Genomic DNA, 26,827 nt, shown 5'->3' with positions numbered 1-26,827 from the left:
ATGTGACCTTCTCTGCGCTGAGCCATCTCGAGTGCCCTCGTTGTGGAGCCACCCACGACGCCGACCAGATCATCGGCCTGTGTCCCTGCGGATCACCGTTGCTCGCGCGCTACGGCGTACCCGAGGTGACGAAGGCGGAGGTGGCCGCGCGACCGCCGGACCTGTGGCGGTACCACGAGCTGCTGCCGGTGCGGTCGCCGGAGAACGTGGTGACGCTGGGGGAGGGGATGACCCCGCTGCTGCCGATGCCGCGGTACGGCGCCGAGCTCGGTGTCGACCGGCTGCTGATGAAGGACGAGGGGCTGATCCCGACCGGGACGTTCAAGGCCCGCGGTGCGGCCGTCGGGGTGTCTCGCGCGTACGAGGTCGGGGTCCGGCGGATCGCGATGCCGACGAACGGGAACGCCGGCTCCGCGTGGGCGGCGTACGCGGCCCGGGCCGGAATGGAGGCGCTGATCGCGATGCCGATCGCGGCGCCCGAGATCTGCCGGCGCGAGGTGACCGCGGTCGGGGCGCGGCTGCAGCTGATCGACGGGCTGATCGGCGACGCGGCGGCGTACATCCGCTCGCAGGCCGGGTACTTCGACGCGTCGACGCTGAAGGAGCCGTACCGGATCGAGGGCAAGAAGACGATGGGCCTGGAGATCGCCGAGCAGCTGAACTGGCAGCTGCCCGACGTGATCGTGTACCCGACCGGTGGCGGCGTCGGCATCATCGGGATCTGGAAGGCGCTGAACGAACTCCGCGACCTCGGCTGGATCGAGGGCCCGCTGCCGCGGCTGGTCGCGGTGCAGTCCACCGGCTGCGCGCCGATCGTCCGCGCGTGGGAGAAGGGCCTGCCGGAGAGCGAGCCCTGGGTGGATGCGCAGACCGTGGCCTTCGGCATCACCGTTCCCAAGGCGCTCGGCGACTTCCTGGTGCTGCAGGCGATCGCGGAGACCGGCGGCTGCGCGATCGCGGTCGACGACGCCGACATCCTCACCGAACTCCACAACGTCGCACGCGCCGAAGGCACCTTCATCTGCCCGGAAGGCGCCGCCAACTTCGCCGCCATCCGCCGGCTGCGCGAGTCCGGCTGGATCAGCGCCGACGACCAGGTGATCGCGCTCAACACCGGCGCCGGCCTCAAGTACCCGGAAACCGTCCCGCTCTGACGCCGCAGCTGCCCCGGCGCGGCTTGCTCCCGGGACCGGGCCCTCGTGTCGGGGACCTTGAACAGGTTATTTCGGGGTTTCCCCCACCAGATCCTGTGCACACCCACGCGACGTGTCAGGTGGGGGGCAGGTGGCTGGGTCAGGTGGCGGCGGTCGTGTGTTGGAGGCCGATGGTTCAAAGGAGGGCCAGTTTGCTCCTGGCTTCGGCGTCGCGTGGGGTGTCCACGATGATGCGGAGGTTGGTGTTCTGGGTGGTGAGGACGTTGGAGTCGACGGCGATGTCGCCGACTTCGGGGTGCTCGACGATCTTCTGGGTGTGTCCCGAGGTTGAGCGAGCGCGGTGACTGAGGACCCTTCGCGGGGACTGCGCACAGGTTATTACCCGTCCTCACTCCCCAGAACCTGTCCGAGCCTCCGCGAGTCCCCGCGCGTGGCGCCCGCAGGAACGGGTGCTGTTGCTCGCGCGGGCGTCGCCCGCGCCGGGGAGTTGACCGGCGTAGCGTGCGTGCCGCTTCCGTCGCTCGCGCGGGGGAGTTGACCGGCGTAGCGTGCCGGGCGCTCCTCGCGCGGGTGTCAGGCTTGGCCGCGGCGGACGGCGAGGATGTGGGCTGGTTCGGCGTTGGGGTCGAGTTTGATGTAGTTGCTCTGGCCCCAGCGCCAGGTGGCGCCGCTGATCTCGTCGTAGACGGTGAAGGTGTCCTCGGGGCGCATGCCGAGGGCGGCCATGTCGAGGTGCACCATCGACTCGCGGACCGAGTGCGGGTCGGTGTTCACGACCACGATCACGGTGTCGGTGTGGCCGTCCGGTGCGGTCGAGCGCTTCGAGAAGCACATGATCGCCTCGTCGTCGACGGAGTGCAGGCTGAGGTTGCGCAGCTGCTGCAGCGACGGGTGCCGGCGGCGGATGTTGTTCAGCAGCGTCAGGTACGGCGCCAGCGAGCGCCCCTCGGCCTCGGCGGCGGCCCAGTCGCGCGGGCGGAGCTGGAACTTCTCGGTGTCCAGGTACTCCTCCGAGCCGGGCCGCAGCGCGACGTGCTCGAACAGCTCGTACCCGGCGTACACACCCCAGGCAGGCGAAGACGTGGACGCGATCGCGGCGCGGATCTTGAACGCGCCCGGTCCGCCGTACTGCAGGTACGCCGTGAGGATGTCCGGGGTGTTCACGAAGAAATTCGGCCGCAGGTAGTGCGCGCTCTCCTGGGTGAGCTCCTGCAGGTACTCCTCGAGTTCCCACTTCTCGTTGCGCCAGGTGAAGTACGTGTACGACTGGTGGAACCCGACCTTCGCCAGCTCGCGCATCATCGGCCGCCGGGTGAACGCCTCGGACAGGAACACCACGTCCGGGTCGGTCTTGCGGATCTCGCCGAGCAGGTACTCCCAGAAGTTCACCGGCTTGGTGTGCGGGTTGTCGACCCGGAACACCGTGACGCCCTTGGAGATCCACAGCCGGACGATCCGCAGCACCTCGGCGTAGATGCCTTCGGGGTCGTTGTCGAAGTTGATCGGGTAGATGTCCTGGTACTTCTTCGGCGGGTTCTCGGCGTACGCGATCGAGCCGTCGGCGCGGACCGAGAACCACTTCGGGTGCTCCTTGACCCACGGGTGGTCCGGCGAGGCCTGCAGGGCCAGGTCGATGGCGATCTCGAGACCCACCTCGCGGGCCCGGCCGACGAAGTACTCGAAGTCCTCGAAGGTGCCGAGCTCGGGGTGGATCGCGTCGTGCCCGCCGTCCTCGGAGCCGATCGCCCACGGCGAACCCGGGTCGCCCGGCTTCGGGTCGAGGGTGTTGTTCGGGCCCTTGCGGAACGAGTGGCCGATCGGGTGGATCGGCGGCAGGTAGAGGATGTCGAAGCCCATCTTCGCGACGGCCTCGAGCCGGTTCGCCGCGGTCCGGAACGTGCCGGACTTCCACGCACCGGCTTGTTCGTCGTACTCCGCGCCCTCGGAGCGCGGGAAGAACTCGTACCAGCTGCCGTACAGCGCGCGGGTCCGGTCGACCCATACCGGGTACGTCTCCGACGAGGTGATCAGCTCGCGCACCGGGTACCGGCCGAGGGCTGACCGTACCTGCGGGGAGATGCCCGCGGCCAGCCGTGCCTCCGGTGGCAGCGCGCCGTTCGCCAGGGCGTGCGCGGCATCGCTCAGCGTCGCGCGGTCCGCCCGGACGGCGGGCGGTACGCCGGCGGCCGCACGGTCGAAGAACGCGGCGCCCTCGGCGAACATCAGGTCGACGTCGATCCCGGCCGGCACCTTGATCTCGGCGTTGTGCCGCCAGGTCCCGTACGGGTCGCTCCAGCCCTCGACCGCGAACGTCCACGCACCCTGTTCCTGCAGCGTCACGTCGACGGTCCAGCGGTCGGAGCCCTGGCCGACCGGCGTCATCAGCATCCGTCTGGTCTGTCCCGACGGCGAGGTCAGGACGACGTTCGCGTTCACCGCGTCGTGGCCTTCGCGGAAGACCGTGGCCGCGATGGTGAACGTCTCGCCGACCGCCGCCTTCGCCGGATACGCTCCGGCGTCGACTGTGGGGGTGACGTCGGTGATCGGGATGCGACCGGTCATGGCGTGGATGAACTCCCTGGCTGATGTGATCTGCGCGATTGCGGATCCGGCGGACGGGTACGTAGGTCGAGGTCTACAGCACTGACGTTATCGGTTCCCAGTACCTGTCAGTGACATGCAGCACTGCAAAATCTTGCTCGCGTTGCAAGATCGATGCATGCCAAGGGTGTTCTCCGCCCCCGGGGCCGGTACGGTGTCCCGGTGCGAGCGATACGACGATTCTCCGTCCGCCCTGTCCTGCCCGAGCCGCTGACCGGTCTGGGCACCCTGGTGAACAACCTCCGCTGGGCCTGGCACCCGGAGACGCAGGACGTCTTCGAGGCCGTCGACCCGCAGTTGTGGCGGAGCACCGGCGGTGACCCGGTCAAGCTGCTCGGCGAGGTACCGGCGGCCCGGCTCGACGAGCTGGCCCACGACCACGCTTTCCTGCGCCGGCTGGAACTGGCAGTAGCCGACCTGGACAGCTACGTGACCGAAGACCGGTGGTTCCAGACCGCGGGCGGTTCGCCGCTCGACGCGGTCGCGTACTTCTCCCCGGAATTCGGGATCACCCATGTGCTGCCGCAGTACTCCGGCGGTCTCGGCATCCTCGCCGGTGACCACCTGAAGGCCGCGAGCGACCTCGGCGTCCCGCTGATCGGTGTCGGTCTGCTGTACCGGCACGGCTACTTCGCGCAGTCGCTGAACCGCGAGGGCTGGCAGCAGGAGCGTTACCCCCTGGTGGACCCGGACGGGCTGCCGATCAGCCTGCTGCGGGATGGTGACGCTCCCGCGACCGTGACGCTGACCCTGCCCGGGAACCGGCAGCTGCACGCGCAGATCTGGGTCGCCCAGGTCGGCCGGGTGCCGCTGCTGATGCTCGACTCCGACATCGAGGAGAACGAGCCCTCCGAGCGCGAGGTCACCGACCGGCTGTACGGCGGTTCGACCGAGCACCGTCTGCTCCAGGAGCTGCTGCTCGGCGTCGGCGGTGTCCGCGCGGTCCGCACGTACTGCCGGATCACCGGGCACGCGGCGCCCGAGGTGTTCCACACCAACGAGGGTCACGCCGGGTTCCTCGGCGTCGAGCGGATCCGCGAGCTGGCCGCCGAGAAGGGTCTCGACTTCGACACCGCGCTCGAGGTCAACCGCGGTGGCACCGTGTTCACCACGCACACCCCGGTGCCGGCCGGTATCGACCGGTTCCCGGTCGAGCTGATCCAGCAGCACTTCTCGCCGGACGTGTTCGGCCCGGAGGTCCCGATCGACCGGATCCTCGAGCTCGGTGCCGAGGACTTCGAGGGCGGCGACCCGGCGCTGTTCAACATGGCGATCATGGGTCTGCGGCTGGCGCAGCGCGCCAACGGCGTGTCCAAGCTGCACGGCGTGGTCAGCCGCGGGATGTTCGCCGGGCTGTGGCCGAGCTTCGACTCGATCGACGTCCCGATCACCTCGATCACCAACGGCGTGCACGCGCCGACCTGGGTGGCGCGGGAGATCCACGACCTCACCTACGCGAACTACACCGCCGACGGCGACTCGGTGTTCGAGGGTCTGGACAAGACCACCGACGCGCAGATCTGGGAGACCAAGCGGCTGCTCCGGCAGCGGTTCATCGACGACACCCGGGCGCGAGTCCGGCAGTCCTGGCTGAACCGCGGGGCCAGCGACGCCGAGCTCGGCTGGGTCGACTCGATCCTGGACCCGGACGTGCTGACGATGGGGTTCGCGCGGCGCGTTCCGTCGTACAAGCGGCTGACGCTGATGCTGCGCGACCCGGAGCGGCTGAAGGCGCTGCTGCTGCACCCGCAGCGTCCGGTGCAGATCGTCATCGCCGGTAAGGCGCACCCGCACGACGAGGGTGGCAAGAAGCTCATCCAGGAGATGGTGCGGTTCGCCGACGACCCGGAGGTCCGGCACCGGATCGTGTTCGTGCCCGACTACGACATCGCGCTCGCGCAGCCGATGTACCCCGGGTGCGACGTCTGGCTGAACAACCCGCTGCGTCCGTACGAGGCGTGCGGCACGTCCGGCATGAAGGCCGCGCTGAACGGTGCGCTGAACCTGTCCATCCGCGACGGCTGGTGGGACGAGTGGTACGACGACGAGTTCGGCTGGCCGATCCCGTCGGCCGAAGGGATCGAGGACACCGACCGGCGTGACGACCTCGAGGCGCACGCGATGTACGACCTGATCGAGAAGCAGGTCGCGCCGCGGTTCTACGACGGTGAGGTGCCGGGCCGCTGGATCGAGATGCTCCGGCACACCATCAAGGAGCTCGGGCCGAAGGTGCTCGCGACCCGGATGGTGAAGGACTACGTCGAGCAGCTGTACGCGCCGGCGGCGCAGTCGTCGCGGTCGCTGAACTCGACGTACGAGGGTGCTCGCGAGCTGGCCGCGTGGAAGCACAAGGTCCGCGCCGCGTGGCCGCAGATCCGCGTCGACCACGTGGAGCTGCAGGGTCTGGGCGACGTACCGCAGCTCGGTACGACGGTCGGGATCCGGGCCTTCGCCGCGCTCGGTGACCTGGCGCCGTCGGACATCTGCGTCGAGGTCCTGCACGGGCGCGTCGACACCAACGACGAGATCACGGACCCGGTCCGCGCGTCGCTGGCGCTGGCGGAGACCTACGAGGGCAACCGGCACCGGTACGAGGGCGAACTGAAGCTGGACCGTACCGGCCCGTTCGGCTACACCGTCCGCGTCGTCCCGAACCACACCGGCCTCGCCAGCGCCGCCGAACTCGGCCTCGCCGCCGGCCCGTCCGACCCCGAGGACCCGGAGTCCCCCGACCTTCCCGCCGGCTCGGAGTTCTGAGCCACCCCCAGAAAAGACACGCCCCCGCCTGCCTCACCAGGCGGGGGCGTTTTGCTCCTTCCGGTACGTCGGGGCGCGCGCAACCGCCGCGGGGCAGGCGGAGGTGGCAGTCGACCCACGCGCCCGCGGACGAGTTGGCGGCCGACCATCGCGCCCACGTCGAGCCAGTCTTCGATGCCCTCCGGCACGGGTTCGGCGGCTGATCTTCGGAAACAATGTGGCGCCCGGCGGCGAAAATGTTCCGCGAACCGCGACTACACGTCCAGCCAGGCGAACGGGCCGCCGGCGGGGGAGGTGACGAAGGAGCGGCCGGCGAAGGTCAGTCGCTCGTCGGTCCGGTAGAGGTCGTTGACCTCCTTGGTCGCCGTCTCGTCTCCGTTGTCGGAGGCAACCATCAGCTCGGCGATCCGGTCGATCAGGTCGAGGTCGCCGTCCAGCTTGTCGGACATCGCGCCCCAGTTGTCCCACAGCAGCAGTTCGTCGCCGTTCAGGTGCGCCAACTGGTAGCAGACGTAGTTACGGACGAACCAGCCGCCGTGCAGCCGCAGGGGCGCATCCGGGTTCGGGTCGGCACCGAACTTGTCCGCGTCGAGCTCACCGGACCGGTATCCCAGCCAGACCTCGGCCGCCGACCGGAACGGCCCGGCCGGCATGTCCGCGACGTCGAAGGTCCGCTGCGGGTCGGCCGGGTCCAGCTCGGCGTCGATCATCACCCATCGGTCGCCGTTCCAGTACTCCGCGACGACGTGATCGTGGTCGAAGCCCTCGGCGAAGTAGTTCCCGAAGCCGACCCGGCTGCGCGCCGGGATCCCCTTGTGCCGCAGGATCGACACGAACAGCAAGGTGTAGTCCCGGCAGCAGCCGACCACGTGGTCGACCGGTTCCCGCGGTACGGCGAGCGCCGTACCGTTGCGCTTCTGGTCCGTGTCCAGGATCGCCGTGACGTAGCGGTTGTCGATCTCAGCCAGTCGTTCGCCGGTGAACTCGATGCCGCCGCCGCGGTAGTGGATCAGCAGGTTCCGCACCACGGCGGCGATCGCCGGGATGTCGTCCGGCAGGGCGTCGAACAGCGCCGCATGGACGCCGGGATCGCTGAACCGGGTCTGCAGTGTGTAGTCCATCAGGGCTTCCTCTCGAGAATGGGCAGGGCGACGTCCATCGCCGGTTCGTCGCGGGGGATGAGCTGACAGTCCGGGCGGTACACCTCGCGCGGCGGACCCGCGTCGGGGAGACCGGCGGCCCGGGCCCAGTCGAAGACCAGGTCGTAGGCGAGCATGATCCGCGGGTAGGCGCATTCGTTCATCGAGAGCGTGCAGTACGCCTCGCGATGGGCCGGCTCGACCCGGATCCCGATCCGCCCGGACGGGTCCACCAGCCCGTCGAACGGAACGCACACCTCGACCGTCGCCTCACCCTCGGGCGTGACGGCGCCGTGGTAGATCACCCAGGAACCCGTGTCCGCGGTCGCCCCGGCGGCCCGCAGGTACGTCGTGATCTCGTCGGTGCACGTCACGATGATCCCGACCAGCGTCTGCTGGTTGGTGTCGGTCCGGATCGATGCGATCTTCGTCGCCGGTACGTCGCGCGTCAGCACCGGGCGTGGCGCGAGTCCCGACGTACCGGATCGGGACATGCGGTCCCGGAGGTAGTCGAGGGTGGACCGGCGTGCCGCGGTGGTCGCCTCCTCGGCGGCCCACCAACGGTCGAGCCGGATCAGCCCTTCCTCGTCCGTGCCTGCCAGTACCTCGGCGATCGTGGTCAGCGGCATGTCGAGCTGGCGCAGCACGCTGATCCGCCGCGCCCGCTCCAGCTGCGCCTCGTCGTAGAACCGGTACCCGTTCGCCGGATCGACCTGAGCCGGCGCGAGCAACCCCGATACGTCGTACAACCGCAACGCCTTGTGCGAGAGCCCGGCCCGCTTCCCGAACTCACTGATCGTCAACACGCGCCCATCAAACCCTCTGCCCCAGGGGCAAGGTAAAGCCCAACCTCGTCAGACCGGGAACGGACGGACGTCGGGCGCGACCCAGCACCAGGTTTCAGCGGAAGACTTGCGTTAGTGACAGTAGCGATATATCGTTAGTGTTATGAAGAATATCGAGGAGGAAACCATGAACACCCCGAACGAACTCCGAGGCCGCCGAGGCGGTCACCATCACCCCCGTCGCGGTGGACCGCGGATGGGAGAAGGCATGCCGATGCACGGCGGTCCGCGTGGCCGCGGTGGCCGGGGAGCAGGGCGCGGCGGAGGCCGCGGCCGGGCACCCCGCGGTGATGTCCGCACGGCCGTCCTGATGCTGCTCGCCGAGGAGCCGATGCACGGCTACCAGCTGATGCAGGCCATCGCCGACCGCAGCGGCGGGCGCTGGACCCCCAGCCCCGGCGCGATCTACCCGACCATCAACCAGCTCGAGGACGAGGGCCTGGTCACCGTGACCGCGGAGGCCGGCCGCAAGCTCGTCACGCTCACCGACACCGGTCGCGAGTACGTCGAAGGGCGCCGTGAGACGTCGCTCGACCCGTTCGCCGGGTTCGCGGCCGCTCAGCCCGGTGCCGACCTGCGCGGACTGCTCGAGGAGTTGCACGCGGCCACTCGGCAGGTCGCACGCAGCGGCTCCGAGGAGCAGCGCGCCGCAGCCGCGAAGATCCTGGCCGAGGCTCGCCGCTCGCTCTACCTGCTGCTCGCGGACGCGCCGGTCACCCCCGAGACCCCGCAGGTGCCCGAAGCCTGAGACCTGCGTCACGCTGCGGAACGTCTCGACCGAACGACTCCTCTTCGCAGATGTCCAACACATCTGAGGAGGGGTCGGGATGGGGTCTCGAAGGATCGCCGCAGGCGCGCACGTCCTGCTCGCGGCAGTGCACATCTACTGGGCGACGGGCGCGGTCTGGCCCGCGTCCACCGAGCGATCGCTCTCCCGAGCCGTCCTCGGCTGGGACGTGTCGTTCGCTCCCCAAGTGGTTCTAGCGCTGGCAGCGCTACATCTGCTGCTCGCGTTCGCAGTACTCCGGTCCGATCGATCCGCTCTCGCCAGAGTCGTCGTAGCCGGCCTCGCAGCGGGCCTGGCCGCCAGGGCAGCACTCGGCCTGGCCTGGGCCTTCACCGACACCGGTACTGCGTTCTACTGGCTCAACCTGTTCCTCTACACACCGGCCTGCATCGCTCTCTGCGTTACAGACCTCAGGATGCTGCGAGCACGCTGGCTGAAAGTCAGCCTGGTCACGGCGCCAGTAGTAGGTGTTGTCGCCCTCTCGCTGATCGCCTACGTCTACCAGCCGACCGAGCACGCCAGCCCCGCCGCCACAGCCGACGACAGGTACGTCGACACTCCACTGGCGCGGGTGCACTACCTGCAACGCGGCACCGGTTCACCAGTCGTGCTCCTGTCACCAGGCGCCGCCCCAGCCTCGGCCTGGAACACCGAGTTCACGGCGCTCGCGCAAAACCACACTGTCTATGTCGTCGACCTGCCGGGCCAAGGTGAGACCCGTCTGCACGACGAGCGCTTCACCTTCGACCTGAACGGCATGACCGATGCCCTCGGCCAGTTCCTCGACGCCGTGCACCTCCGGACCGTCGCGCTCGGCGGCAACTCCTGGAGCGGCGGCTGGGGCCTCGCCTACGCGCAGCGGCACCCGGAACGGGTCAGCAAGCTCGTGCTGCTCGCTCCGTCCGGTCTGGACGGGCGGGACGTGTGGAGCTGGGAGATCCTCAAACAACCACTCATCGGGGAGGCCTTCGCCAAACTCGCCACGAATCGCGGCATGGTCGACGTCGCGGTTCGTGGCCTGTTCGTGCATCAGGACCTGGTCACGCCGCAGCTCGTCGACGCGATGTGGATCCCCGGCACGTATCGTGACAACGTGCGGTCCATGTACGCGCTGGAACGTGGCCTCGACTGGAGCGCGACCGAGAAGGCCCTCCCTTTGACCCGCCAACCCGCGCTCGTGCTCTGGGGTGATCACGACACCGTGCTACCGGTCGCCCAGGCCGCGCGTTTCGGGAAGTTGTTGCCCAACGCAACCGTGCACGTACTGCCCGGCTGCGGGCACGCGCTCACCGTCGACTGCGCGGACCAGGCGACCCCCCTCGTGGCGGCCTTCCTCGGATGATCGAGGAACACCTGGTCCGGGCGGCCCAGCACGGTGACACCGTCGCGATGAACGAGCTGCTCGACGAGCTCACGCCGTACGTCGGGAAGATCTGCGGGCCGATCGCGCTGGCCGACGGGCCCGATGCGGCGCAGGAGGCGCTGATCGCGATCTTCCGTGGACTGCGTGGTCTCGAGAACCCGGCGGCGGTGTTCGGCTGGGCGCGTGCGATCGCCGTCCGCGAGGCGGTTCGGGTCGCGCGCCGTGGGCAGCGGCAGCAGCCGGCCGAGCTCGCGGAGCTTCCGGCCGCGGACGACCCGCAGCTCGCGGTCGACGTACAGGACGTGCTCCGGCGGCTCTCGCCGGAGCACCGCGCGGTGCTGGTGCTGCGGGATCTCGAGGGAATGGACGAACAAGCGGCAGCCGCGGTGCTCGACGTCCCGGCGGGTACGGCGAAGTCGCGGCTGCACCGGGCCCGGGCGAGCTTCCGGAAGGCGTGGAGATCATGAACTGGCCACAGACCGAGCTGACGGATGTCGAGCGGTTCCGTGCTCTCGCGGCGGGCGTGCCGGGCGCTGCGGTCACCGAGCGGGTGCTGCGTGCCGAACCCGATCGGGTGAAGGCGATGCTGGCGGACTTCGAGGTCTTCGCCGAGGTCCAGGCGGACTTCGTCTCGGCGACTGTGCTGGAACGCGACGGCGACCGTGTCGTCGTGCTGGCGAAGGGAAAGCGCGGACAACGCGCGCGACTGACCGGTCAGTTCCGACCGGGCTGGTGCTGGCTGCAGAGCCGCTTCCTGATCATCGGGATGGCGGTGGCTGCGGAACCGGGTGGGGGCACACGTGTCGCTCTCACCGGCGGTATCCGCGTACTGGGCCGGGCCGCGATCGTGCCGATCGGAGTCCGGCGGGAGAGCATGAAGACACTGGACCGCGTCGAGGGTCTACTCAGGCCGTGAGTACGCCGCTCGGCATTGCGGCGAGCAGAGCGTCCGCGTGGCGCCGGTAGCCGAGGTTGTTGGGGTGGAACGCGTCCGGCGCGAGCATGCCGCGCCATGGCGGACGCGCGTACCGCGAGACCTCGGCGACCGGCAGTCCACGGGCTGCGGCGGTGTTGCTGATCATCTGGTTGATGCTGGACACGTACGGGCTGACGGCACCGCCGACTCGCCAGAGACGGTCCGGAACGGTCAGGTCCATGACGACCGAGGAGGAGGGGAGCCGACCGATCACCTCACTGAGGTGGCCGCGGAAACGCTTCGGTGGCGTGGCGAGGATGTCGTTGTTGCCGATGCCGCAGGTGACCAGCGCCGGGGTCAGACCGTCGAGTAGAGGGAGCTGGTCCTCCAGCACGTGCCGCGTCTGCGCACCGGACCGGGACAGGTTCAGTACTCGCCAGGGCGTGCCCTTTCGGCGCAGTGCGTTCAGCACCTGGCCGACGTACCCGTGAAGAGGGGACGATGCCCCCAGACCTTGTGCGGTCGAGTCGCCGAGGACGACCCAGAGCGGTCCGTCGGCGGTGAGGGCATCCGAGTTCTGACGGGTCCAATAGTCGGCGTACGTGCGCGCCTGGACGTCGACGTACGCGACGCCGTCGACCCAGCGCTGGATCGCCAGCCGGGAGCTGGTCCGCTCGGCTTCGCCCCAGCGCATGATCGCGCGGTGCAGCGCACCGATCGGTGTGGTCCGTTCACGCCCACGCTGCAGCAGAAACATCGGTCCCCCCGGAAATGAACAGAAGGTGACCGCCGAATGTACAGGCGAAAGGTTAACGACCTCAGAGCGCGCGCAGCAGCACCAGGCAGCGCGGTGCGAGCGGCACGGTCGCACCGGCCTCCACCTCGGTCACCATGCTGTTGCTGGTGTCCAGCACGACTTCGTACGCCGGTGCCCACGAAGCATCCGGTACGACGACGTTCCGCGTCTCCGGCGTGGCGTTGAGCGCGAGCAGGAACGAGCTGTCGGTCAGCGCGTTGCCTTCCTCGTCGGTGGCCCGCAACGTGCCACCGTGCAGGAACATCCCGATCGTCCGCAGGTTCCCGTCGAACCAATCCGCGTCAGTCATCTCCCCACCGTGCGGTGCGATCCAGGACAGGTCCTTGCGGCCGCCGGGAACGACAGGCTGCCCGGAAAAGTAGTGCCACTGCCGTAGCGCCGGGTGTGCGGCCCGCAGCGCCAGCAGCTTCTTGGTCAGGCCCAGATGCTCGGACCAGACGGCCGGCAACGACCAGTCGAACCAGGAGATCTCGTTGTCCTGGCAGTACGCGTTGTTGTTGCCGTGCTGCGTTCGCCCGCACTCGTCCCCGGCGGTAATCATCGGCACGCCGGTCGACAGGATCAGCGTCGACATCAAGTTCGCCATCTGACGTCTGCGCAACGCGATGACACCGGCATCGTCGGTCTCACCTTCGGCGCCGCAGTTCCAGGACCGGTTGTCGTCGGTGCCGTCCCGGTTGTCCTCGTGGTTCGCCTCGTTGTGTTTGTGGTCGTAACTGACCAGATCGCGCAGGGTGAACCCGTCGTGTGCGGTGACGAAGTTGATCGACGCGTACGGGTAGCGCCCGTCGTCGCCGTACAGGTCACTCGATCCGGACAGGCGGTAGGCGAGGTCCTTGACGCCGTCGGACATGTTTCGCCAGATGTCCCGCACGCTGTCGCGGAACTTGCCGTTCCACTCCGACCACGGCGGTCCGAAGTTGCCTACCTGGTAGCCGAACGGGCCGACGTCCCACGGCTCCGCGATCAGCTTCACCCGGCCGAGCACCGGGTCGGCCGCGACCTCGGCGAGGAACGGATGACCGGGGATGTCGACCTCGTGCCGCTCGTTGCGTACCAACGTGACGGCCAGGTCGAACCGGAACCCGTCGACGCCCATCTCCTCGACCCAGTAGCGCAGTGAGTCCATCACGAGCCGGCGTACCTGCGGGTGTGAGGTGTCGACCGAGTTGCCGGTCCCCGTCACGTCGTACATCGAGGCGCCGTGAGCGAGCCGGTAGTACGCGCGGTTGTCGATACCGCGGAAGCTCAGCGTCGGGCCGTCGAACCCGCCCTCGGCGGTGTGGTTGTAGACCACGTCGAGGATCACCTCGATGCCCGCGGCATGGAACGCGGCGACCATCGCCTTGAACTCGGCCACCTGCTCACCGCGCGAACCCGACGAGGAGTACGCCGAGTGCGGCGCGAAGAACCCGAGCGTGTTGTAGCCCCAGTAGTTCGGCAGGCCGCGCGCCGCGATCGACGGCTCGGTGAGGAACTCGTGGATCGGCAACAGTTCGACCGAAGTGACGCCGAGCTCGGTCAGATACCTGATCACCGACGGATGCGCGAGCCCGGCGTACGTCCCGCGTTGGTGCTCGGGTACGTCGGGGTGCAGCTTCGTGAACCCCTTCGTGTGCAGCTCGTAGACGACCGTCTCGCCCCAGTGCACCGGCCTGCTGATCGGGGGCGGCGGCTCGGACTCCGCGACCACCACGCCGACCGGGACGTGGCCCGCGGAGTCGGCGTCGGAGGAGTCGTAGATCGCCGGACTGCCGAAGTCGAGCGCGCCGTCGACGGCGCGCGCGTACGGGTCGAGCACCAGCTTCGACGGGTTGAAGCGCAAGCCGTGTGACGGGTCGAACGGGCCGTGCACGCGGTACCCGTACCGCTGGCCGGCCGTCACGCCCGGGACGAACCCGGTCCAGAACTCGCCGGTGTGGCTGAGGTCCAGGTTCCGCTGGCTGCCGTCGTCGGCGATCAGCGCGAGCTCGACCCGCTCGGCGGCCGGGGCCCAGAGCGTGAAAGTGGTCCCATCGGTCTGGGCCACTGCGCCCGGACGCGGGCCTGTCGCGCCGGACGGGCCGGGAGCGCTCGGGGCGGCGGTCGCTTCTTTCACCGGCACATTCTGCACAGGTCGGCCGGAGTTCACGATAGTGAGGTGGTTGTGTTCGTGAGACGGTAGTTGTGAACGCCTGTGCGCAATGATAGGCAAGGATCGTTCATAATTTACCCATCCCTGGTCATGGGGGACACATGTCGGAAGAGCTGGCCGGTCTGACCGTAGGTCTGATCGGCGCGGGCAACATCGCCCGCATCCACGCCCAGTCGTGGAAGGCCCTCGGTGCCCGCATCCTGGTGTACTCGCTCGAGGGTGCGCAGGAGCTGTCGGAACAGTACGGACTGGAGGTCGCGCCGTCGCTGGACGCGCTGCTGGCCGAGGTCGAGTTCGTCGACATCGTCACGCCGTCGGCGACCCACAAGGACATCACGCTGGCCGCGATCAAGGCCGGCAAGAACGTGATCTGCGAGAAGCCGCTGACGCTGACGGCGGCCGACTCGCACGAGGTGATCGATGCCGCGGCCGCGGCCGGCGTGCGGCTGTACCCGGCCCACGTGGTGCGGTACTTCCCGGCGTACAAGGCGGCCTACGACGCCATCCAGGCCGGGCGGGTCGGGGACGTGGCGGTCGCGCGGTTCTACCGTCAGGCCTCGTCGCCGGCCGGCGCGGGCTGGTACCGGGACGTGGCCCGCTCCGGTGGCGTGATCATGGACCTGATGGTTCATGACCTCGACCAGGCCAGGTGGCTGTGCGGCGAGGTCACCACGGTGTACGCCGCCCAGAACCCGCCGACCGTCGACGGCGTCAGCCCGGTCAACGTGGCTGCGCATGTCACGCTCACCCACGAGAGCGGCGCGATCAGCCACTGTCGCGCGACCTGGGGTGCGACCGGTACGACGTTCCAGACCGGCTTCTCGGTGGCGGGGTCGAGCGGCGTACTCAAGTTCACGTCCGACAGCGGCAGCGGTTACAAGGAGGAGCTGCAGAACGGTGCGGCCGCCGGTGACCTGCTGATCCCGGAGTCGTCGCTGGGTGAGAGCCCGTACCTGGCGCAGCTGCGTGAGCTCGCGATCGGTCTGCGCGGCGGACCGGAGCCGCGGGTGCTGGCGTCGGACGGCGCAGCCGCGGTGTACCTGGCCGAGGCGGCGCGCGCGTCGATGGAGTCCGGTCAGCCGATCGACATGAAGACCTTCGTCTCGACGGGAGCAGTGGCATGACGCTCAAGGTTGCACTCGCCTCGTTCGCGCACGTCCACGCCGGGTCGTACGCCCACCTGCTCGCGTCGATGCCGGAGATCGAGGTCCTGGCAGCGGATCCTGACGGTGCGTCGGCGCCGGAGGCCCACCCGCGCGGCGCCGAGCTCGCGGAGCGCTTCGGTGTCCCGTACGTCGATACGTACGACGAACTGTTCGCCTGGGGGCCCGACGCGGTCATCGTGACCTCGGAGAACGCGGGGCACCGCGAGCTCGTCGAGCGGGCGGCTGCTGTCGGTGCGCACGTGTTGTGCGAGAAGCCGCTGGCCACCGAGGTCGCCGACGGCGAGGCGATGCTCGCCGCGTGCGAGGCGGCCGGGACGATCCTGATGATCGCGTACCCGGTGCGGTTCGCGCCGTCGTACGCGCAGCTGCGGGCGAATGTCGAGGCGGGTCGTCTCGGCGAGGTGTTCGCGATCCTCGGCACGAACAACGGGAAGATCCCGTACGACGCGCGCCAGTGGTTCACCGACGCGAAGCTGGCCGGTGGGGGAGCGCTGGTCGACCACACCGTGCACTGCGCGGACCTGATCGACGGCCTGACCGGCGGCGCGTCCGCCACGCGCGTGTACGCCGCGTCGAACCGGATCCTGCATCAGGACAAGAACGTCGAGGTCGAGACCGGCGGACTGGTCACCATCGCGTACGACAACGGGCTGATGGCAACGATCGACTGCTCCTGGAGCGTTCCGGACAACGGTCCGACGTGGGGCGGCGTGTCGCTGCAGGTGACCGGCACGAACGGGTCGGTGGAGATCGAGCCGTTCCTGCCGCACGTCGGTGGCACTGATGCCTCCGGCGAGGTCTTCCTGCCGATCGGCGGCAACCTGGACGCGTCGATGCTCGACACGTTCCTGGACGCGGTCCGCACGTCGGGCCCGGCACAGGCCGGTCAGCCGCCGGCCGTCGTACCGCAACCCGACGGAGCCGTCGGCCTCCGCACCCTGAAGATCGTCGACGCCGCCCGCCGCTCCGCGGCCTCGGGCCAGGCAGTGGACGTGTAGCACTCACCAACCTCTCCCCAACCTCTCCGGACGGCCGTCGCGCACGCTCAGCGGCGGCCGTCCGGACGGGTTGCGCCGGGTTTGGTGAGTGGTGGACGTCCGCATCCGGTACCGTTCCCAGGGTTGTGACCCGTGGGTAGCAGAAGGAGCGGCGTGATGGGTGAGTTCGTCAACCTGACCGTGAGCGACGGGGTCGGCACGATCCGGCTGGACCGGCCGAAGATGAACGCGCTCAACGTGCAGGTCCAGGAGGAGATCCGGGCCGCCGCCCTCGAGGCGACCGCGAACGACGACGTCCGCGCGGTGGTGATCTACGGCGGCGAGCGGGTGTTCGCGGCCGGCGCGGACATCAAGGAGATGGCGGACATGTCGTACGCCGACATGGCCAAGCGCTCTGGCCCGCTGCAGTCCTCGCTGTCCGCGGTCGCCGCGATCCCGAAGCCGACCGTCGCCGCGATCACCGGGTACGCGCTCGGTGGCGGCTGCGAGCTCGCGCTCTGCGCCGACTACCGGATCGCCGCCGACGACGCCAAGCTCGGTCAGCCGGAGATCCTGCTCGGCATCATCCCGGGCGCCGGCGGCACCCAGCGGCTGTCCCGCCTGGTCGGCCCGTCCAAGGCCAAGGACCTGATCTACAGCGGCCGCTTCGTCGAGGCCGAGGAATCGCTCCGGATCGGTCTCGTCGACAAGGTGGTCCCGGCCGCCGAGGTGTACGACGCCGCCGTCGCCTGGGCCTCGCAGTTCGCCAAGGGTGCCGCGATGGCACTGCGCGCGGCCAAGGAGGCGATCGACTCCGGACTCGGCGTCGACCTGGCCACCGGGCTGGAGATCGAGCGCGCCCAGTTCGCCGCACTGTTCGCCACCGAGGACCGCACGATCGGGATGAAGTCCTTCGTCGAGAACGGCCCCGGAAAAGCCGAGTTCAAGGGAATCTGATGTCTGCAACCGAGAAGCCGGCCGCGACCGCCGAAGAGGTCGAGGCGGCCTGGAACGACAACAAGCTCGCCCAGGTGCTGTACCACGACTGGGAAGCGTCGACCTACGACGAGAAGTGGTCGATCTCGTACGACGAACGCTGCGTCGACTACGCCCGCGACCGCTTCACCGCGGTCGCCGGATCGCGCGGCTGGCCGTACGGCAAGACCCTCGAGATCGGTGCCGGCACCGGCTTCTTCACGCTGAACCTCAAGCTGGCCGGCGTCCTCGACGAGGCGCACGTCACCGACCTCTCGCCGGGCATGGTCGAGGCCGCGAAGAAGAACGCGAAGACGCTGGGGTTCGCGATCGAGGGCAAGGTCGCCGACGCCGAGAAGCTGCCGTACGACGACGACACCTTCGACCTCGTCATCGGGCACGCGGTGATTCACCACATCCCGGACGTCGAGCTGGCGTTCCGCGAGATGCTCCGCGTCCTCAAGCCCGGTGGCCGCTTCGTGATCTGCGGCGAACCCACGCGGTACGGCGACTTCGTGGCCCGGCGACTGTCCCGGTTCACCTGGTGGGCGACCACCAACGTGACCAAGCTCCCGGCGCTGGCGCACTGGCGGCGACCGCAGGAGGAGCTGGACGAGTCGTCCCGGGCGGCCGCGCTGGAAGCGGTCGTCGACCTGCACACGTTCGACCCGGACACGCTGGCGCGGATGGCGTCGCGGGCGGGCGCGACCGACGTACGAACCGTCACGGAGGAGTTGCTGGCGGCGTGGGTCGGCTGGCCGATCCGGACGTTCGAGGCCGCCGTACCGGAGCAGAAGCTCGGGTTCGGGTGGCGGATGTTCGCGTACAAGTCGTGGCTGCAGCTGTCCAAGGTGGACAAGGCGCTGTCGGCCGTCGTCCCTGATGAGCTCTACTACAACGTCTCGATCACGGGTGTCGCGCAGTAAGGTGTGCTGATGCGGTTGCTGTCCGTGGCGAATCTGCGCTGGGTGGTGCGCCATCGGGCGTGGACGCCGTACTACCTGAAGCGCTACTGGCGGTTCGCCTGGTTCAAGCTGCGCCACCCGACCGTGATCACCGAGGGATTCGTGTTCCTCGGCAAGCACCTGGAGATCGTGGCGCGCCCCGGTCACGGCCGGATCGTGCTCGGCAAGTGGGTGCACCTCGGTGACGAGACCCGGCTACGCGCGCACGAAGGCACGCTGCGGATCGGTGACAAGGTGGTGTTCGCCCGCGACGTCACGGTGAACTGCTACCTGGACGTGGAGATCGGTGCGTCGACGCTGATCGCGGACTGGACCTACATCTGCGACTTCGACCACAAGACCGAGGACCTCGACCTGCCGATCAAGGACCAGGGGCTGGTGAAGTCGCCGGTCCGGATCGGCCCGGACTGCTGGCTGGCCACCAAGGTCACCGTCACTCGCGGTGCCGACATCGGCCGAGGTGCGGTGATCGGCGCCAACAGCGTTGCCCGGGGCAACATTCCGGCGTACGCCGTGGCCGCCGGCGTACCCGCGGTCGTGGTCGCGGATCGCACCGCCCGCTACGCCGCGACGGCCGAACGCCGCAAGTACCTGGCTGGCCTGGCCGCGGCCAACGACCGCGCCACCGACCTCCTGCACTCCGGTGCCGTTCCGGCCCCCGAGCCGGCGGAAACCGAGGGTTCGGACGCGGTTTCTTCGGCACCTTCGGCGCCTCGGAGCGTCGCGTCGGGGGATGCGGCTGGTGATGAGGTAGAAGCAGATGGTGAAAAAGAGAGCCCTGAGGGGTTCTCAAGTTACTCACCAGTCGGGCACTATGGCCCCCACGTCAGGTCGGACGCCCACGACCCGATGCGAGTCGGAGAGGAGCAGTAGCGTGGCCGACCGGCCCGGACGCCCGCGGCACCCGGCGGCGCTACGTTGGAACCAGTGCTTGAAACGAACGAACCAGACATGGGCGTGAAGCGAAGCATGAACCCTGACCCAGAAGCAGATACAGAGCCAGGCACAGAAGCAGCAGACGGCAGTACGGCAGCGGCACCGGTAGCGGGCGCCCGCCGCCGCTTGTCGCCACGCCCGGTCCCGGTCAGCCGGCGTAGGAGACCGCCGGCCGAACCGGAGCGGGCGACCGTGGTGGCCACGGACGACGAACGGACCCCGGCTGAGGAGATGGACCACGTGGGTACGCAGGACGACAAGGCGACGGCCGCCGAAGCCGCGAAGGCCGGCGCGACACCGGACGCCGCCAGCACCGGCGCGGCTTCGGGTACGGCGGCTTCGAGTACGACGGGTACGGGGACCGCGACGAAGGCCGCCCGGCCGAAGACCGCGGCGGAGATCGTGGCGGAGCAGCGGGCCAGGGAACAGGCGGCCGCGGAGCCGGCGTCGGGTGCGGCCGGCTCGGAGGATGCCGCAACACCGAAGACGGACGCCGCGCACAAGGACGCCGCGGCCGGTAAGAATGCCACCGGCAACAGTCCGGCGGCCACCACCGGGACGGCGGGCAAGCCGGTCGCCAAGGCCGGTGGTACGTCCGGTGCCTCGGGCAACAAACCGCCGACGGCCAGGGGCGGCGCGCCGGGCTCGTCCGGCAAGGGCAAGCAGGCGCTGAGCTCGGTCGGCTCCGGTGTCCGCAAGCTGCGCAACCTGATCGCTTCGCTGATCTGGCTGGTCGCGGTGCTCGCGGCCGCCGTACTGGCGCTCGGCGCGCTGTTCACGGCGCTCGACCAGACCAACCAGAGCAACGAGATCGTGCGCTGGATCCTGGAGCGCGGGCACGACCTGGTGGGCCCGTTCAAGGACCTGTTCCGGCTGCAGACCGCGAAGAACACCCTGCTGGTGAACTGGGGGATCGCCGCGCTGGTCTACCTGATCGCCGGCAAGATCGTCGAGAAGATCATCCGCCCGTAGGGGTCCCGACCAGGATCAGGTCGAGAGATCCGTCCAGGTCTCCTGGGCGGATCTCGAAGTCCTCGTACGTCGTCATTCGCACCAGCGCGGCCAGGTTCTCGTCCCACTGGTCGTGCTCGGCGCCGAGCTGCGCATCCACGCACGACCCGAACTCGTCCTCCCAGGCCGTCAGCCGGACGCCGTGATGGAGTCCGAGCGCCTGCGTGATCTCGAAGTGCGGCTCGAGCAGCTCGGCGAACTCGGCGGCCGTCAGTTCGCGGGTGTGGTACCAGTTCCCGCTCGGGAACGTCAGGCGGTTCGGCGTACTCAGGACCAGCGTTCCGCCCGGGGCGAGGATGCGGGCGCATTCGGCGACGAAGCGCGGTTGTTCCCAGAGGTGCTCGATCGTCTGCAGTGACGTGACGACCGCGAACGCGTCGTCGGTGAAGGGCGTCTGGACCAGATTGCCGCGCACGACCTCGAGCTGTGGATAAACCCGGCGGACGTGCCGCAACGTCGTATCTTCGTAGTCGAGACCGGTCACGCGGCCCGTCCCCGCCCGGCGGAGCTGCTCCGCGCCGTACCCCTCGCCGCAGCCGGCGTCGAGGATCCGGCCGGTCCGGTGGATCGGCAGAGTGGCCGTGATCCAGCGGTAGGCGGCGTCGTGGCGCGCGAACCAATAGTTCTCGTGCCAGATCCCGGGCGCTGTTCTCTCGCCGGTGAGCGGTAACGTCTCGGTCACCTGGGTCAGACTAGTGCCGTCCGCGTGCCTGACCGTGCCCGAGAGGGTGCCGGGCGGACTGTGATAGGACTCGCACCGGAGTTATGTTTCTCGCGAGTAACATCCGTGGCAGGCTTGGAGAGACCGTTAACCAGAAGGGGTCCCACACGCTATGAAGATCGTCGTCTGCGCGAAATTCGTGCCGGATGCCACCGCGGACCGCCGCTTCCGTTCGGAGGACAACACGGTGGACCGGGCCGGTGTCGACGGGCTGCTGTCCGAGCTGGACGAGTACGCCGTCGAGACCGCGCTGACCGTGAAGGAGGCCGGTGATGCCGAGGTGACCGTTCTCACCGTCGGCCCCGAGCAGGCTTCCGACGCGGTGAAGAAGGGGCTGCAGATGGGGGCCGACGCCGGCGTCCACGTGGTCGACGACGCGATCCACGGTTCGGACGCGGTGGCCACCTCGCTGATCCTGTCGAAGGCGCTGGCCAAGCTCGAGGCGGACCTGGTCGTGTTCGGCATGAGCTCGACCGACGGTGGGATGGGTGTCGTGCCGGCGATGGTGTCGGAGCGGCTCGGGCTGCCGGCCGTGACGCTGGGCTCGGAGGTGACCGTCGACGGGCAGACCGTCCGGATCCGCCGCGACGGCGACACCGCGAGCGAGACGATCGAGGGCACGCTGCCGCTGGTGCTGTCGGTGTCCGACCAGGCCAATGAGCCGCGGTACCCGTCGTTCAAGGGCATCATGGCCGCGAAGAAGAAGCCGGTGGAGACCTGGTCGCTGGCCGACCTGGAGCTGACCGCCGACCAGGTGGGCGGGTCGAGCGCGTGGACCGAGGTGGTCGAGGTGACCGCCCGTCCGCCGCGGACCGCCGGCACGATCGTCACCGACGAGGACGGCAGCGGTGCCGCCGGACTTGTCGAGTTCCTGTCCACGAACAAGTTCCTCTGAGGGGCGGCTGAGCTATGTCGAACGTTCTGGTTCTCGTTGACCACACCGCGGGCGCGGTCCGCAAGACGACCGCCGAGCTCCTCACCATCGCGCGCCGGCTCGGCGAGCCGGTCGCGGTCTTCATCGGCGGTGCAGATGGCGGGAGCGTGCAGGACGCGCTGCCGGCGCTCGGGCAGTACGGCGCGACCAAGGTCGTCGCGCTGACCGACGCCGACCTCACGCAGTACCTGGTCGCGCCGAAGGCCGAGGCGCTGCAGCAGGTCGCGGCGAAGGTCGAGCCGGCGGCGATCCTGATCTCGTCGAACGCGGAGGGCAAGGAGATCGCCGCCCGTCTCGCGGTCAAGCTCGACTCCGGCCTGATCACCGACGCCGTCGACGTCCAAGCCGGCGACGGGGGCCCGGTGACCACGCAGTCGGTGTTCGCGGGCAACTTCACCGTGCAGTCGAAGGTCACCCACGGCACGCCGATCATCACGGTCAAGCCGAACGCCGCCACCCCCGAGGCCGCTGAGACCTCGCCGGAGGTGGAGGAGTTCGACGTGTCGGTCTCCGACGCCGCGAAGACCGCGAAGATCACCGACTCCAAGCCGCGTGAGGCGACCGGTCGTCCGGAGCTGACCGAGGCCGCGATCATCGTGTCCGGTGGCCGCGGGACCGGTGGTGACTTCGGCCCGATCGAGGCGTTCGCCGACTCGCTCGGTGCCGCGGTCGGTGCGTCCCGCGCCGCGGTCGACTCGGGCTGGTACCCGCACGCCTACCAGGTCGGCCAGACCGGCAAGACCGTGTCCCCGCAGCTGTACGTCGCGGCCGGGATCTCGGGTGCGATCCAGCACCGCGCCGGGATGCAGACCTCGAAGACGATCGTTGCCGTGAACAAGGACCCCGAGGCCCCGATCTTCGAGCTGGTCGACTTCGGCGTCGTCGGCGACCTGCACAAGGTGCTGCCGACCGCCACCGAAGAGGTCACCAAGCGCAAGGCCTGATCCGCACGCGGTCCCATGCCGGCCCGGCTCGGTTCCCCTCCCGAGCCGGGCTTTCACCTTCCCTGGAGCTGGTGACTGGAACTGGTGGCTAGGGTTGCCCGATGCGGATCTGGGTGAGTGGGGCGCGCGGGAAGCTCGGGGCTGAGGTCTGCCGGCAGCTGATGGCTGCCGGCCACGACGTGATCGAGGCGGATCTCGCGGGACCCGAGCCCGTCGATCTGATGGACCGCGACGCGGTCGCCCGGTCGATGCGGGGTGCGGAGGCGATCGTGCACTGCGCGGGTATCGCGAGCCCCGAGAACATCGAGCCGGTCCGGCTGCTCGAGCTCAACGCGATCACGACGTTCAACGCGCTCGAGGAAGCGTGGAAGCTCGGGATCCGCACTGCGGTGATCGCGTCCAGCGGGTCGATCTACGGCACCGCGTGGTCCCCGGAGGAGATCGGTACGCCGATCGTCCCCGTCGACGAGAACACCGAGCTGCGGTACGTCGACCCGTACGGGCTGACCAAGGACATTCTCGAGACGGCGGGCCGGATGTACGCGCGTCGCGGCGTACAGGTCACTGCTCTGCGGTTCCACTGGATCCTCACGCCGGACGAGGTCCGCGAATTCATCACGGACGCACCGCCCGAGGAGAACCGCCGCAACCTCTGGGGGTACGTCGACCTCGCCGAACCGGCGCGTGCCTGTCGGCTGTCCCTCCAACCGCGTACGCACGATCGGTACGCCGCGCTGGTGATCGCCGCTGAGGACACCGGTCGCCACGAGCCGACCGCCGACCTGCTCGCCGAGTACTCACCCGAGACGACGATCCGCACCGAGCTCGAAGGCAACGCATCGCTCTTCGACTGCCGACGAGCCGCCGAAGTGATCGGCTGGACCCACACCAGCACGTGGCGCGGCCCAGTCAGCTGGTGAGGTGCTCCCGGATCGCGGCGAGGTCGGCTGCGACGCCGGCCTGCCGGGAGCCGGTGGCGTTCGTGTAGGCGGCCAGCCCGGCCACGGCCGCGGTGCAGCGTTCGTTGAGGCGGGTCGCTCGATCCTCCGCCGCGATCTTCTCGTTCTTGCTTTCGACGAGCAGCTTCCAGTAGCGGTACGCACCGATGGCGACCAGCACGAGACCGGCCACGATCCAGGCCCCGTGCACGAAGCCGAGGCCGACCGCGACCAGCGCGCCGGCCACGGCGAGCACCACCGGAACCGCGATCTTGCCCGGGGTGATGCCGCCGGCGGTGGCCTTGATCGACGCCATCGCCGTCCCGAGTTCGAGCTGGTCGGGGCCGTCCGGGCGGATGGTGATCGTGCGCGCCTCACCGGCGACCGTGACTTGGGCTGGGCTCGGGCGGCCCGCGACCTCGGCGAGGGCCTCGGTGGCAGGCAACACTGTCGGCGCGATCACCCGCAGCGCGGCCGCCGGCAGGTGCGGGTCGTCGGTCTGCGCCAGGTCGTCGCCGAGCAGCTTCTCGACAGTGCCGACCGGGTCTTCGAGTCCGTCAGCCTTGGCCTCGCCCGACCCGCTGATCTGCGCCCGCAGTACGGCGGCCCGCGCCAGCGGCTCACGCTCCGGCTCGCTGCCCTCAGAGATCAGCAGCCGCAGCAGGGCGGGCGCACTGTCCCGCTCGGCCCGCGCTTTCGCGTCGGCGTTCCCTCGCCCCGACCGTCGCCGGGCGCCGGCAGCGTCTGCGCCTTCCTCCTTGGCCGCAGTCTTCTTGGCCGCCGTCTCCTCGTAGCCGAGTGCCGGGTCGGGCTCGCGGGCCGCGGTGTTGCCGGCGATCGTCTCGACCGCGTTGCGCAGCCGGCCCAGCCGGACCCGCGCGGTGTCCTGCTCCTTCATGGCGTCGAACGGCGCGCGGGTAGTGCGCGGAGCCTCGCCGCGCTTCTCCAACTGCGCCAGCCAGCCATCGGCAGGCGGAGCGACCGACTGGAGCCGCTTCACCACCAATTCAAGGCCGTCCGCGCCGAACCCGCCCCGCGCCGCCGTGGCCCACAGCACCCGCTGCGTCCGCGTCACCGTCCCATCCGCCGCAGGTACGCCGAACGCCACGTCCAGCCACTCGCTCCGCACCTGGTGCCGCAGCCCGAGCGTCGCCAACGCCAGCGCGAGGTAGGTCGACGTACGACGTTGGTCGAGTTCGAGCGCGGTGCTCAGCGCCTGGTCGTTCGGCTCGGACGAGTGCAGTGCGATCAGCGCCTGCGTGGCCGGGCCGAGCCAGTACTGCGGAACTGCTTCGGCGACCGGCGGGAGCGCCGTACCGGAAGCCATCGCGGAGAGGACGCGGCTGGCGTACCGGCGGAGCTCGGCGGCGTCGAGGAAGCCGGCCATCTCGTACCGGAGGTCGGACAGCTCGACGAAGGCGTCGAAGGCGGTCGACAGCCGGTTGACGCGGTCCTGGAGTCCGCCCTGGATCCGGGACAGCTGGGACTGCAGTCGTGAGGTCTCCTGGCGCGCGTACGACATCTCGCTCTGCAGTTGCTCGAGCTGCTCGTTCTGCTGCCGTTCGGCCCACCAGTCGTTGCTCATGTCCCCGCCCTGTCCTCGGCTCCGAAGATCTCGTTCACCGGAAGGATGACCGGTCAGTGGGTCATCTCAGTGGGTCATCACGTCCAAACCGCCCGCCGTCCGTCGATCCCCGTGCCGCAGTCCGGGTCGCTGCCGCGGACCAGCACCCAGTGCGCCGTGGCGCGGGCGCGGTACAGGCGCAGGTCGCTGAGCAGTTCGTCGGCGGAGTACGCGCGCAGTTCGGGGTACCGCGAGGCATACAGGGTCGCGCAGTCGTCCAGCTCGTCGTCAGGGACCAGGCCGGCCTCGGCGCGGAAGTAGACCGCCGACGCACCGCCGATCGGCACGCTCGAGTCGAAGATCGCGATGCTGACGACCGACTGGTGAGCGAGGTTGCGGGAATGCAGCGCGTCCGGCGAGGACGCCCAGTAGAACGTGTCGTTGCCGTCCGGGGTGAAGTAGACCGGCGTGACCCAGGGCAGCCCGTCGGCATCCACCGTGCCGAGCGTCAGGTACTTGTTCGCTTCGACGACTGCCGCGGCGCGCTGGTCGAGGATCTCTTGTGACATCACGGCTCCTGAGGGGTCACGGCGTACGTGAGGTGGGTGGCGTTCGGCGTACCCACGGCATCCCGGAGGGTCAGGCGGATCGGCGTCAGCCTGGTGCGCTCGAACAACGGGGTGCCGTCACCGAGCACGATCGGCGCGACGTGGATTCGCAGTTCGTCGACGAGACCGGCGTACAGGTACTGCCTGCACAGGTGGCCGCCGCCCATGATCATCACGTCCTTCGCGCCCGCGGCGTCCCGAGCGAGCTTCAGGGCCGGTCGGAGGCCGTCGGTGACGAACTCGAACCAGCCGTCCATCCGGACCCGGCTCGGCGGGTTCGACGTGACGACGAAGATCGCCGGTCGCTCGGCACTCGTCGCGTCCGCGTTCCAGCCCTGCGGACCGTCGATGACGTCGAACGTCCGCCGTCCCATCAGGACGGCGCCGATGTCGGTCATCGTCAGCGCGAACGCCTCCTGGTCCGCGGCGTCCCCGCCGGAGAGCCAGTCGTGCAGCGGTTCGCCGCCGATCCCGAGCCCGTGCGCGAGGTCCGCGCCGGGCCCGGTGACGAAGCCGTCGAGCGACATCGTGATGTCCAGCAGTACTCGTCCCATGGTCTTCTCCTGGTTCTGAGA

Annotated in this window: 25 protein-coding genes; 15 read left to right on the top strand and 10 right to left on the bottom strand. The window is 69.4% G+C overall.

Annotated features, from left to right (window positions below):
- Positions 1 to 2 precede the first annotated feature (2 nt).
- Positions 3 to 1,154, top strand: a complete 1,152-nt coding sequence (locus ACFYRH_RS20820; RefSeq protein WP_387777376.1) for a threonine synthase — start codon at positions 3 to 5, stop codon at positions 1,152 to 1,154.
- A gap of 175 nt (positions 1,155 to 1,329) precedes the next feature.
- Here the strand turns inward: ACFYRH_RS20820 and ACFYRH_RS20815 are convergent, their stop codons facing one another.
- Positions 1,330 to 1,533, bottom strand: a complete 204-nt coding sequence (locus ACFYRH_RS20815; protein ID WP_387778319.1) for a hypothetical protein — start codon at positions 1,531 to 1,533, stop codon at positions 1,330 to 1,332.
- A gap of 194 nt (positions 1,534 to 1,727) precedes the next feature.
- The gene (locus tag ACFYRH_RS20810) at positions 1,728 to 3,716 is read right to left on the bottom strand and encodes an alpha-1,4-glucan--maltose-1-phosphate maltosyltransferase (RefSeq protein ID WP_387777373.1); all 1,989 of its coding nucleotides are present in this window, start codon (positions 3,714 to 3,716) and stop codon (positions 1,728 to 1,730) included.
- A gap of 201 nt (positions 3,717 to 3,917) precedes the next feature.
- Between ACFYRH_RS20810 and glgP the strand changes: the two genes are divergently transcribed.
- On the top strand, positions 3,918 to 6,512 hold the full coding sequence (gene glgP / locus ACFYRH_RS20805) for an alpha-glucan family phosphorylase (RefSeq protein WP_387777370.1): 2,595 nt from the start codon (positions 3,918 to 3,920) through the stop codon (positions 6,510 to 6,512).
- Between the two features lie 254 nt (positions 6,513 to 6,766).
- On the opposite strand, the gene ACFYRH_RS20800 is transcribed toward glgP, so the two are convergent.
- Positions 6,767 to 7,633, bottom strand: a complete 867-nt coding sequence (locus ACFYRH_RS20800) for a transglutaminase domain-containing protein (RefSeq protein ID WP_387777367.1) — start codon at positions 7,631 to 7,633, stop codon at positions 6,767 to 6,769.
- Complete coding sequence (locus ACFYRH_RS20795; RefSeq protein ID WP_387777364.1) at positions 7,633 to 8,457, bottom strand: MerR family transcriptional regulator; 825 nt, start codon at positions 8,455 to 8,457, stop codon at positions 7,633 to 7,635. The genes ACFYRH_RS20800 and ACFYRH_RS20795 overlap by 1 nt, the downstream gene beginning before the upstream one ends.
- A 142-nt stretch (positions 8,458 to 8,599) precedes the next feature.
- Between ACFYRH_RS20795 and ACFYRH_RS20790 the strand changes: the two genes are divergently transcribed.
- The 4 genes from ACFYRH_RS20790 to ACFYRH_RS20775 all read left to right on the top strand — a co-directional run bounded on the left by ACFYRH_RS20790 (position 8,600) and on the right by ACFYRH_RS20775 (position 11,562).
- Complete coding sequence (locus ACFYRH_RS20790) at positions 8,600 to 9,244, top strand: PadR family transcriptional regulator (protein ID WP_387777361.1); 645 nt, start codon at positions 8,600 to 8,602, stop codon at positions 9,242 to 9,244.
- 79 nt (positions 9,245 to 9,323) lie between these two features.
- Positions 9,324 to 10,625: an alpha/beta fold hydrolase gene (locus tag ACFYRH_RS20785; protein WP_387777358.1), complete on the top strand. Its 1,302-nt coding sequence runs from the start codon at positions 9,324 to 9,326 to the stop codon at positions 10,623 to 10,625.
- Entirely contained in the window at positions 10,622 to 11,113 is a 492-nt protein-coding gene (locus tag ACFYRH_RS20780; RefSeq protein ID WP_387777354.1) for an RNA polymerase sigma factor, read from the top strand. The genes ACFYRH_RS20785 and ACFYRH_RS20780 overlap by 4 nt, the downstream gene beginning before the upstream one ends.
- Positions 11,110 to 11,562, top strand: coding sequence for a hypothetical protein (locus ACFYRH_RS20775; RefSeq protein ID WP_387777351.1), 453 nt, complete (start codon positions 11,110 to 11,112; stop codon positions 11,560 to 11,562). The genes ACFYRH_RS20780 and ACFYRH_RS20775 overlap by 4 nt, the downstream gene beginning before the upstream one ends.
- On the opposite strand, the gene ACFYRH_RS20770 is transcribed toward ACFYRH_RS20775, so the two are convergent.
- Both ACFYRH_RS20770 and glgX read right to left on the bottom strand, forming a co-directional pair.
- Complete coding sequence (locus ACFYRH_RS20770; protein ID WP_387777348.1) at positions 11,552 to 12,319, bottom strand: SGNH/GDSL hydrolase family protein; 768 nt, start codon at positions 12,317 to 12,319, stop codon at positions 11,552 to 11,554. The two genes, ACFYRH_RS20775 and ACFYRH_RS20770, sit on opposite strands and share 11 nt — an antisense overlap.
- 61 nt (positions 12,320 to 12,380) lie before the next feature.
- A complete protein-coding gene (gene glgX / locus ACFYRH_RS20765) occupies positions 12,381 to 14,408 on the bottom strand; it encodes a glycogen debranching protein GlgX (RefSeq protein WP_387778316.1) in 2,028 nt (675 codons plus the stop codon).
- Positions 14,409 to 14,614: 206 nt separating this feature from the next.
- On the opposite strand from glgX, the gene ACFYRH_RS20760 reads away from it, so the two are divergent.
- The 6 genes from ACFYRH_RS20760 to ACFYRH_RS20735 all read left to right on the top strand — a co-directional run bounded on the left by ACFYRH_RS20760 (position 14,615) and on the right by ACFYRH_RS20735 (position 20,504).
- The gene (locus ACFYRH_RS20760) at positions 14,615 to 15,637 is read left to right on the top strand and encodes a Gfo/Idh/MocA family protein (protein ID WP_387777345.1); all 1,023 of its coding nucleotides are present in this window, start codon (positions 14,615 to 14,617) and stop codon (positions 15,635 to 15,637) included.
- On the top strand, positions 15,634 to 16,677 hold the full coding sequence (locus tag ACFYRH_RS20755) for a Gfo/Idh/MocA family protein (protein WP_387777342.1): 1,044 nt from the start codon (positions 15,634 to 15,636) through the stop codon (positions 16,675 to 16,677). The genes ACFYRH_RS20760 and ACFYRH_RS20755 overlap by 4 nt, the downstream gene beginning before the upstream one ends.
- A gap of 156 nt (positions 16,678 to 16,833) precedes the next feature.
- Complete coding sequence (locus tag ACFYRH_RS20750; RefSeq protein WP_387777339.1) at positions 16,834 to 17,613, top strand: enoyl-CoA hydratase/isomerase family protein; 780 nt, start codon at positions 16,834 to 16,836, stop codon at positions 17,611 to 17,613.
- The gene (locus tag ACFYRH_RS20745) at positions 17,613 to 18,557 is read left to right on the top strand and encodes a class I SAM-dependent methyltransferase (protein WP_387777336.1); all 945 of its coding nucleotides are present in this window, start codon (positions 17,613 to 17,615) and stop codon (positions 18,555 to 18,557) included. Before ACFYRH_RS20750 ends, ACFYRH_RS20745 begins: the two co-directional genes overlap by 1 nt.
- Before the next feature lie 9 nt (positions 18,558 to 18,566).
- Positions 18,567 to 19,469: an acyltransferase gene (locus ACFYRH_RS20740; protein WP_387777333.1), complete on the top strand. Its 903-nt coding sequence runs from the start codon at positions 18,567 to 18,569 to the stop codon at positions 19,467 to 19,469.
- A 303-nt stretch (positions 19,470 to 19,772) separates the two neighbouring features.
- A complete protein-coding gene (locus ACFYRH_RS20735; protein WP_387777330.1) occupies positions 19,773 to 20,504 on the top strand; it encodes a hypothetical protein in 732 nt (243 codons plus the stop codon).
- Here the strand turns inward: ACFYRH_RS20735 and ACFYRH_RS20730 are convergent.
- Positions 20,491 to 21,225 (bottom strand): class I SAM-dependent methyltransferase, encoded by a 735-nt coding sequence (locus ACFYRH_RS20730; protein ID WP_387777327.1) that lies wholly within the window; start codon positions 21,223 to 21,225, stop codon positions 20,491 to 20,493. The genes ACFYRH_RS20735 and ACFYRH_RS20730 overlap by 14 nt on opposite strands.
- Before the next feature lie 151 nt (positions 21,226 to 21,376).
- Here ACFYRH_RS20730 and ACFYRH_RS20725 point away from each other — a divergent pair, with 151 nt between their 5' ends.
- The 3 genes from ACFYRH_RS20725 to ACFYRH_RS20715 all read left to right on the top strand — a co-directional run bounded on the left by ACFYRH_RS20725 (position 21,377) and on the right by ACFYRH_RS20715 (position 24,062).
- Entirely contained in the window at positions 21,377 to 22,159 is a 783-nt protein-coding gene (locus tag ACFYRH_RS20725) for an electron transfer flavoprotein subunit beta/FixA family protein (protein WP_387777324.1), read from the top strand.
- Between the two features lie 14 nt (positions 22,160 to 22,173).
- Entirely contained in the window at positions 22,174 to 23,142 is a 969-nt protein-coding gene (locus ACFYRH_RS20720) for an electron transfer flavoprotein subunit alpha/FixB family protein (protein WP_387777321.1), read from the top strand.
- 101 nt (positions 23,143 to 23,243) lie between these two features.
- Entirely contained in the window at positions 23,244 to 24,062 is an 819-nt protein-coding gene (locus ACFYRH_RS20715; protein ID WP_387777318.1) for an NAD-dependent epimerase/dehydratase family protein, read from the top strand.
- On the opposite strand, the gene ACFYRH_RS20710 is transcribed toward ACFYRH_RS20715, so the two are convergent.
- The 3 genes from ACFYRH_RS20710 to ACFYRH_RS20700 form a co-directional block, all read right to left on the bottom strand.
- On the bottom strand, positions 24,052 to 25,665 hold the full coding sequence (locus ACFYRH_RS20710) for a hypothetical protein (RefSeq protein ID WP_387777315.1): 1,614 nt from the start codon (positions 25,663 to 25,665) through the stop codon (positions 24,052 to 24,054). The two genes, ACFYRH_RS20715 and ACFYRH_RS20710, sit on opposite strands and share 11 nt — an antisense overlap.
- A gap of 77 nt (positions 25,666 to 25,742) precedes the next feature.
- Positions 25,743 to 26,213 (bottom strand): pyridoxamine 5'-phosphate oxidase family protein, encoded by a 471-nt coding sequence (locus ACFYRH_RS20705; RefSeq protein ID WP_387777312.1) that lies wholly within the window; start codon positions 26,211 to 26,213, stop codon positions 25,743 to 25,745.
- Positions 26,213 to 26,806, bottom strand: a complete 594-nt coding sequence (locus ACFYRH_RS20700) for a dihydrofolate reductase family protein (RefSeq protein WP_387777309.1) — start codon at positions 26,804 to 26,806, stop codon at positions 26,213 to 26,215. Before ACFYRH_RS20700 ends, ACFYRH_RS20705 begins: the two co-directional genes overlap by 1 nt.
- Between the last annotated feature and the right edge of the window lie 21 nt (positions 26,807 to 26,827).

Origin of the sequence: Kribbella sp. NPDC004875, assembly GCF_042873375.1 — a bacterium.
GTDB lineage: Bacteria > Actinomycetota > Actinomycetes > Propionibacteriales > Kribbellaceae > Kribbella.
Note: the sequence above shows the minus strand (reverse complement) of the source record. Positions and strands in the feature narration are given on the sequence as shown.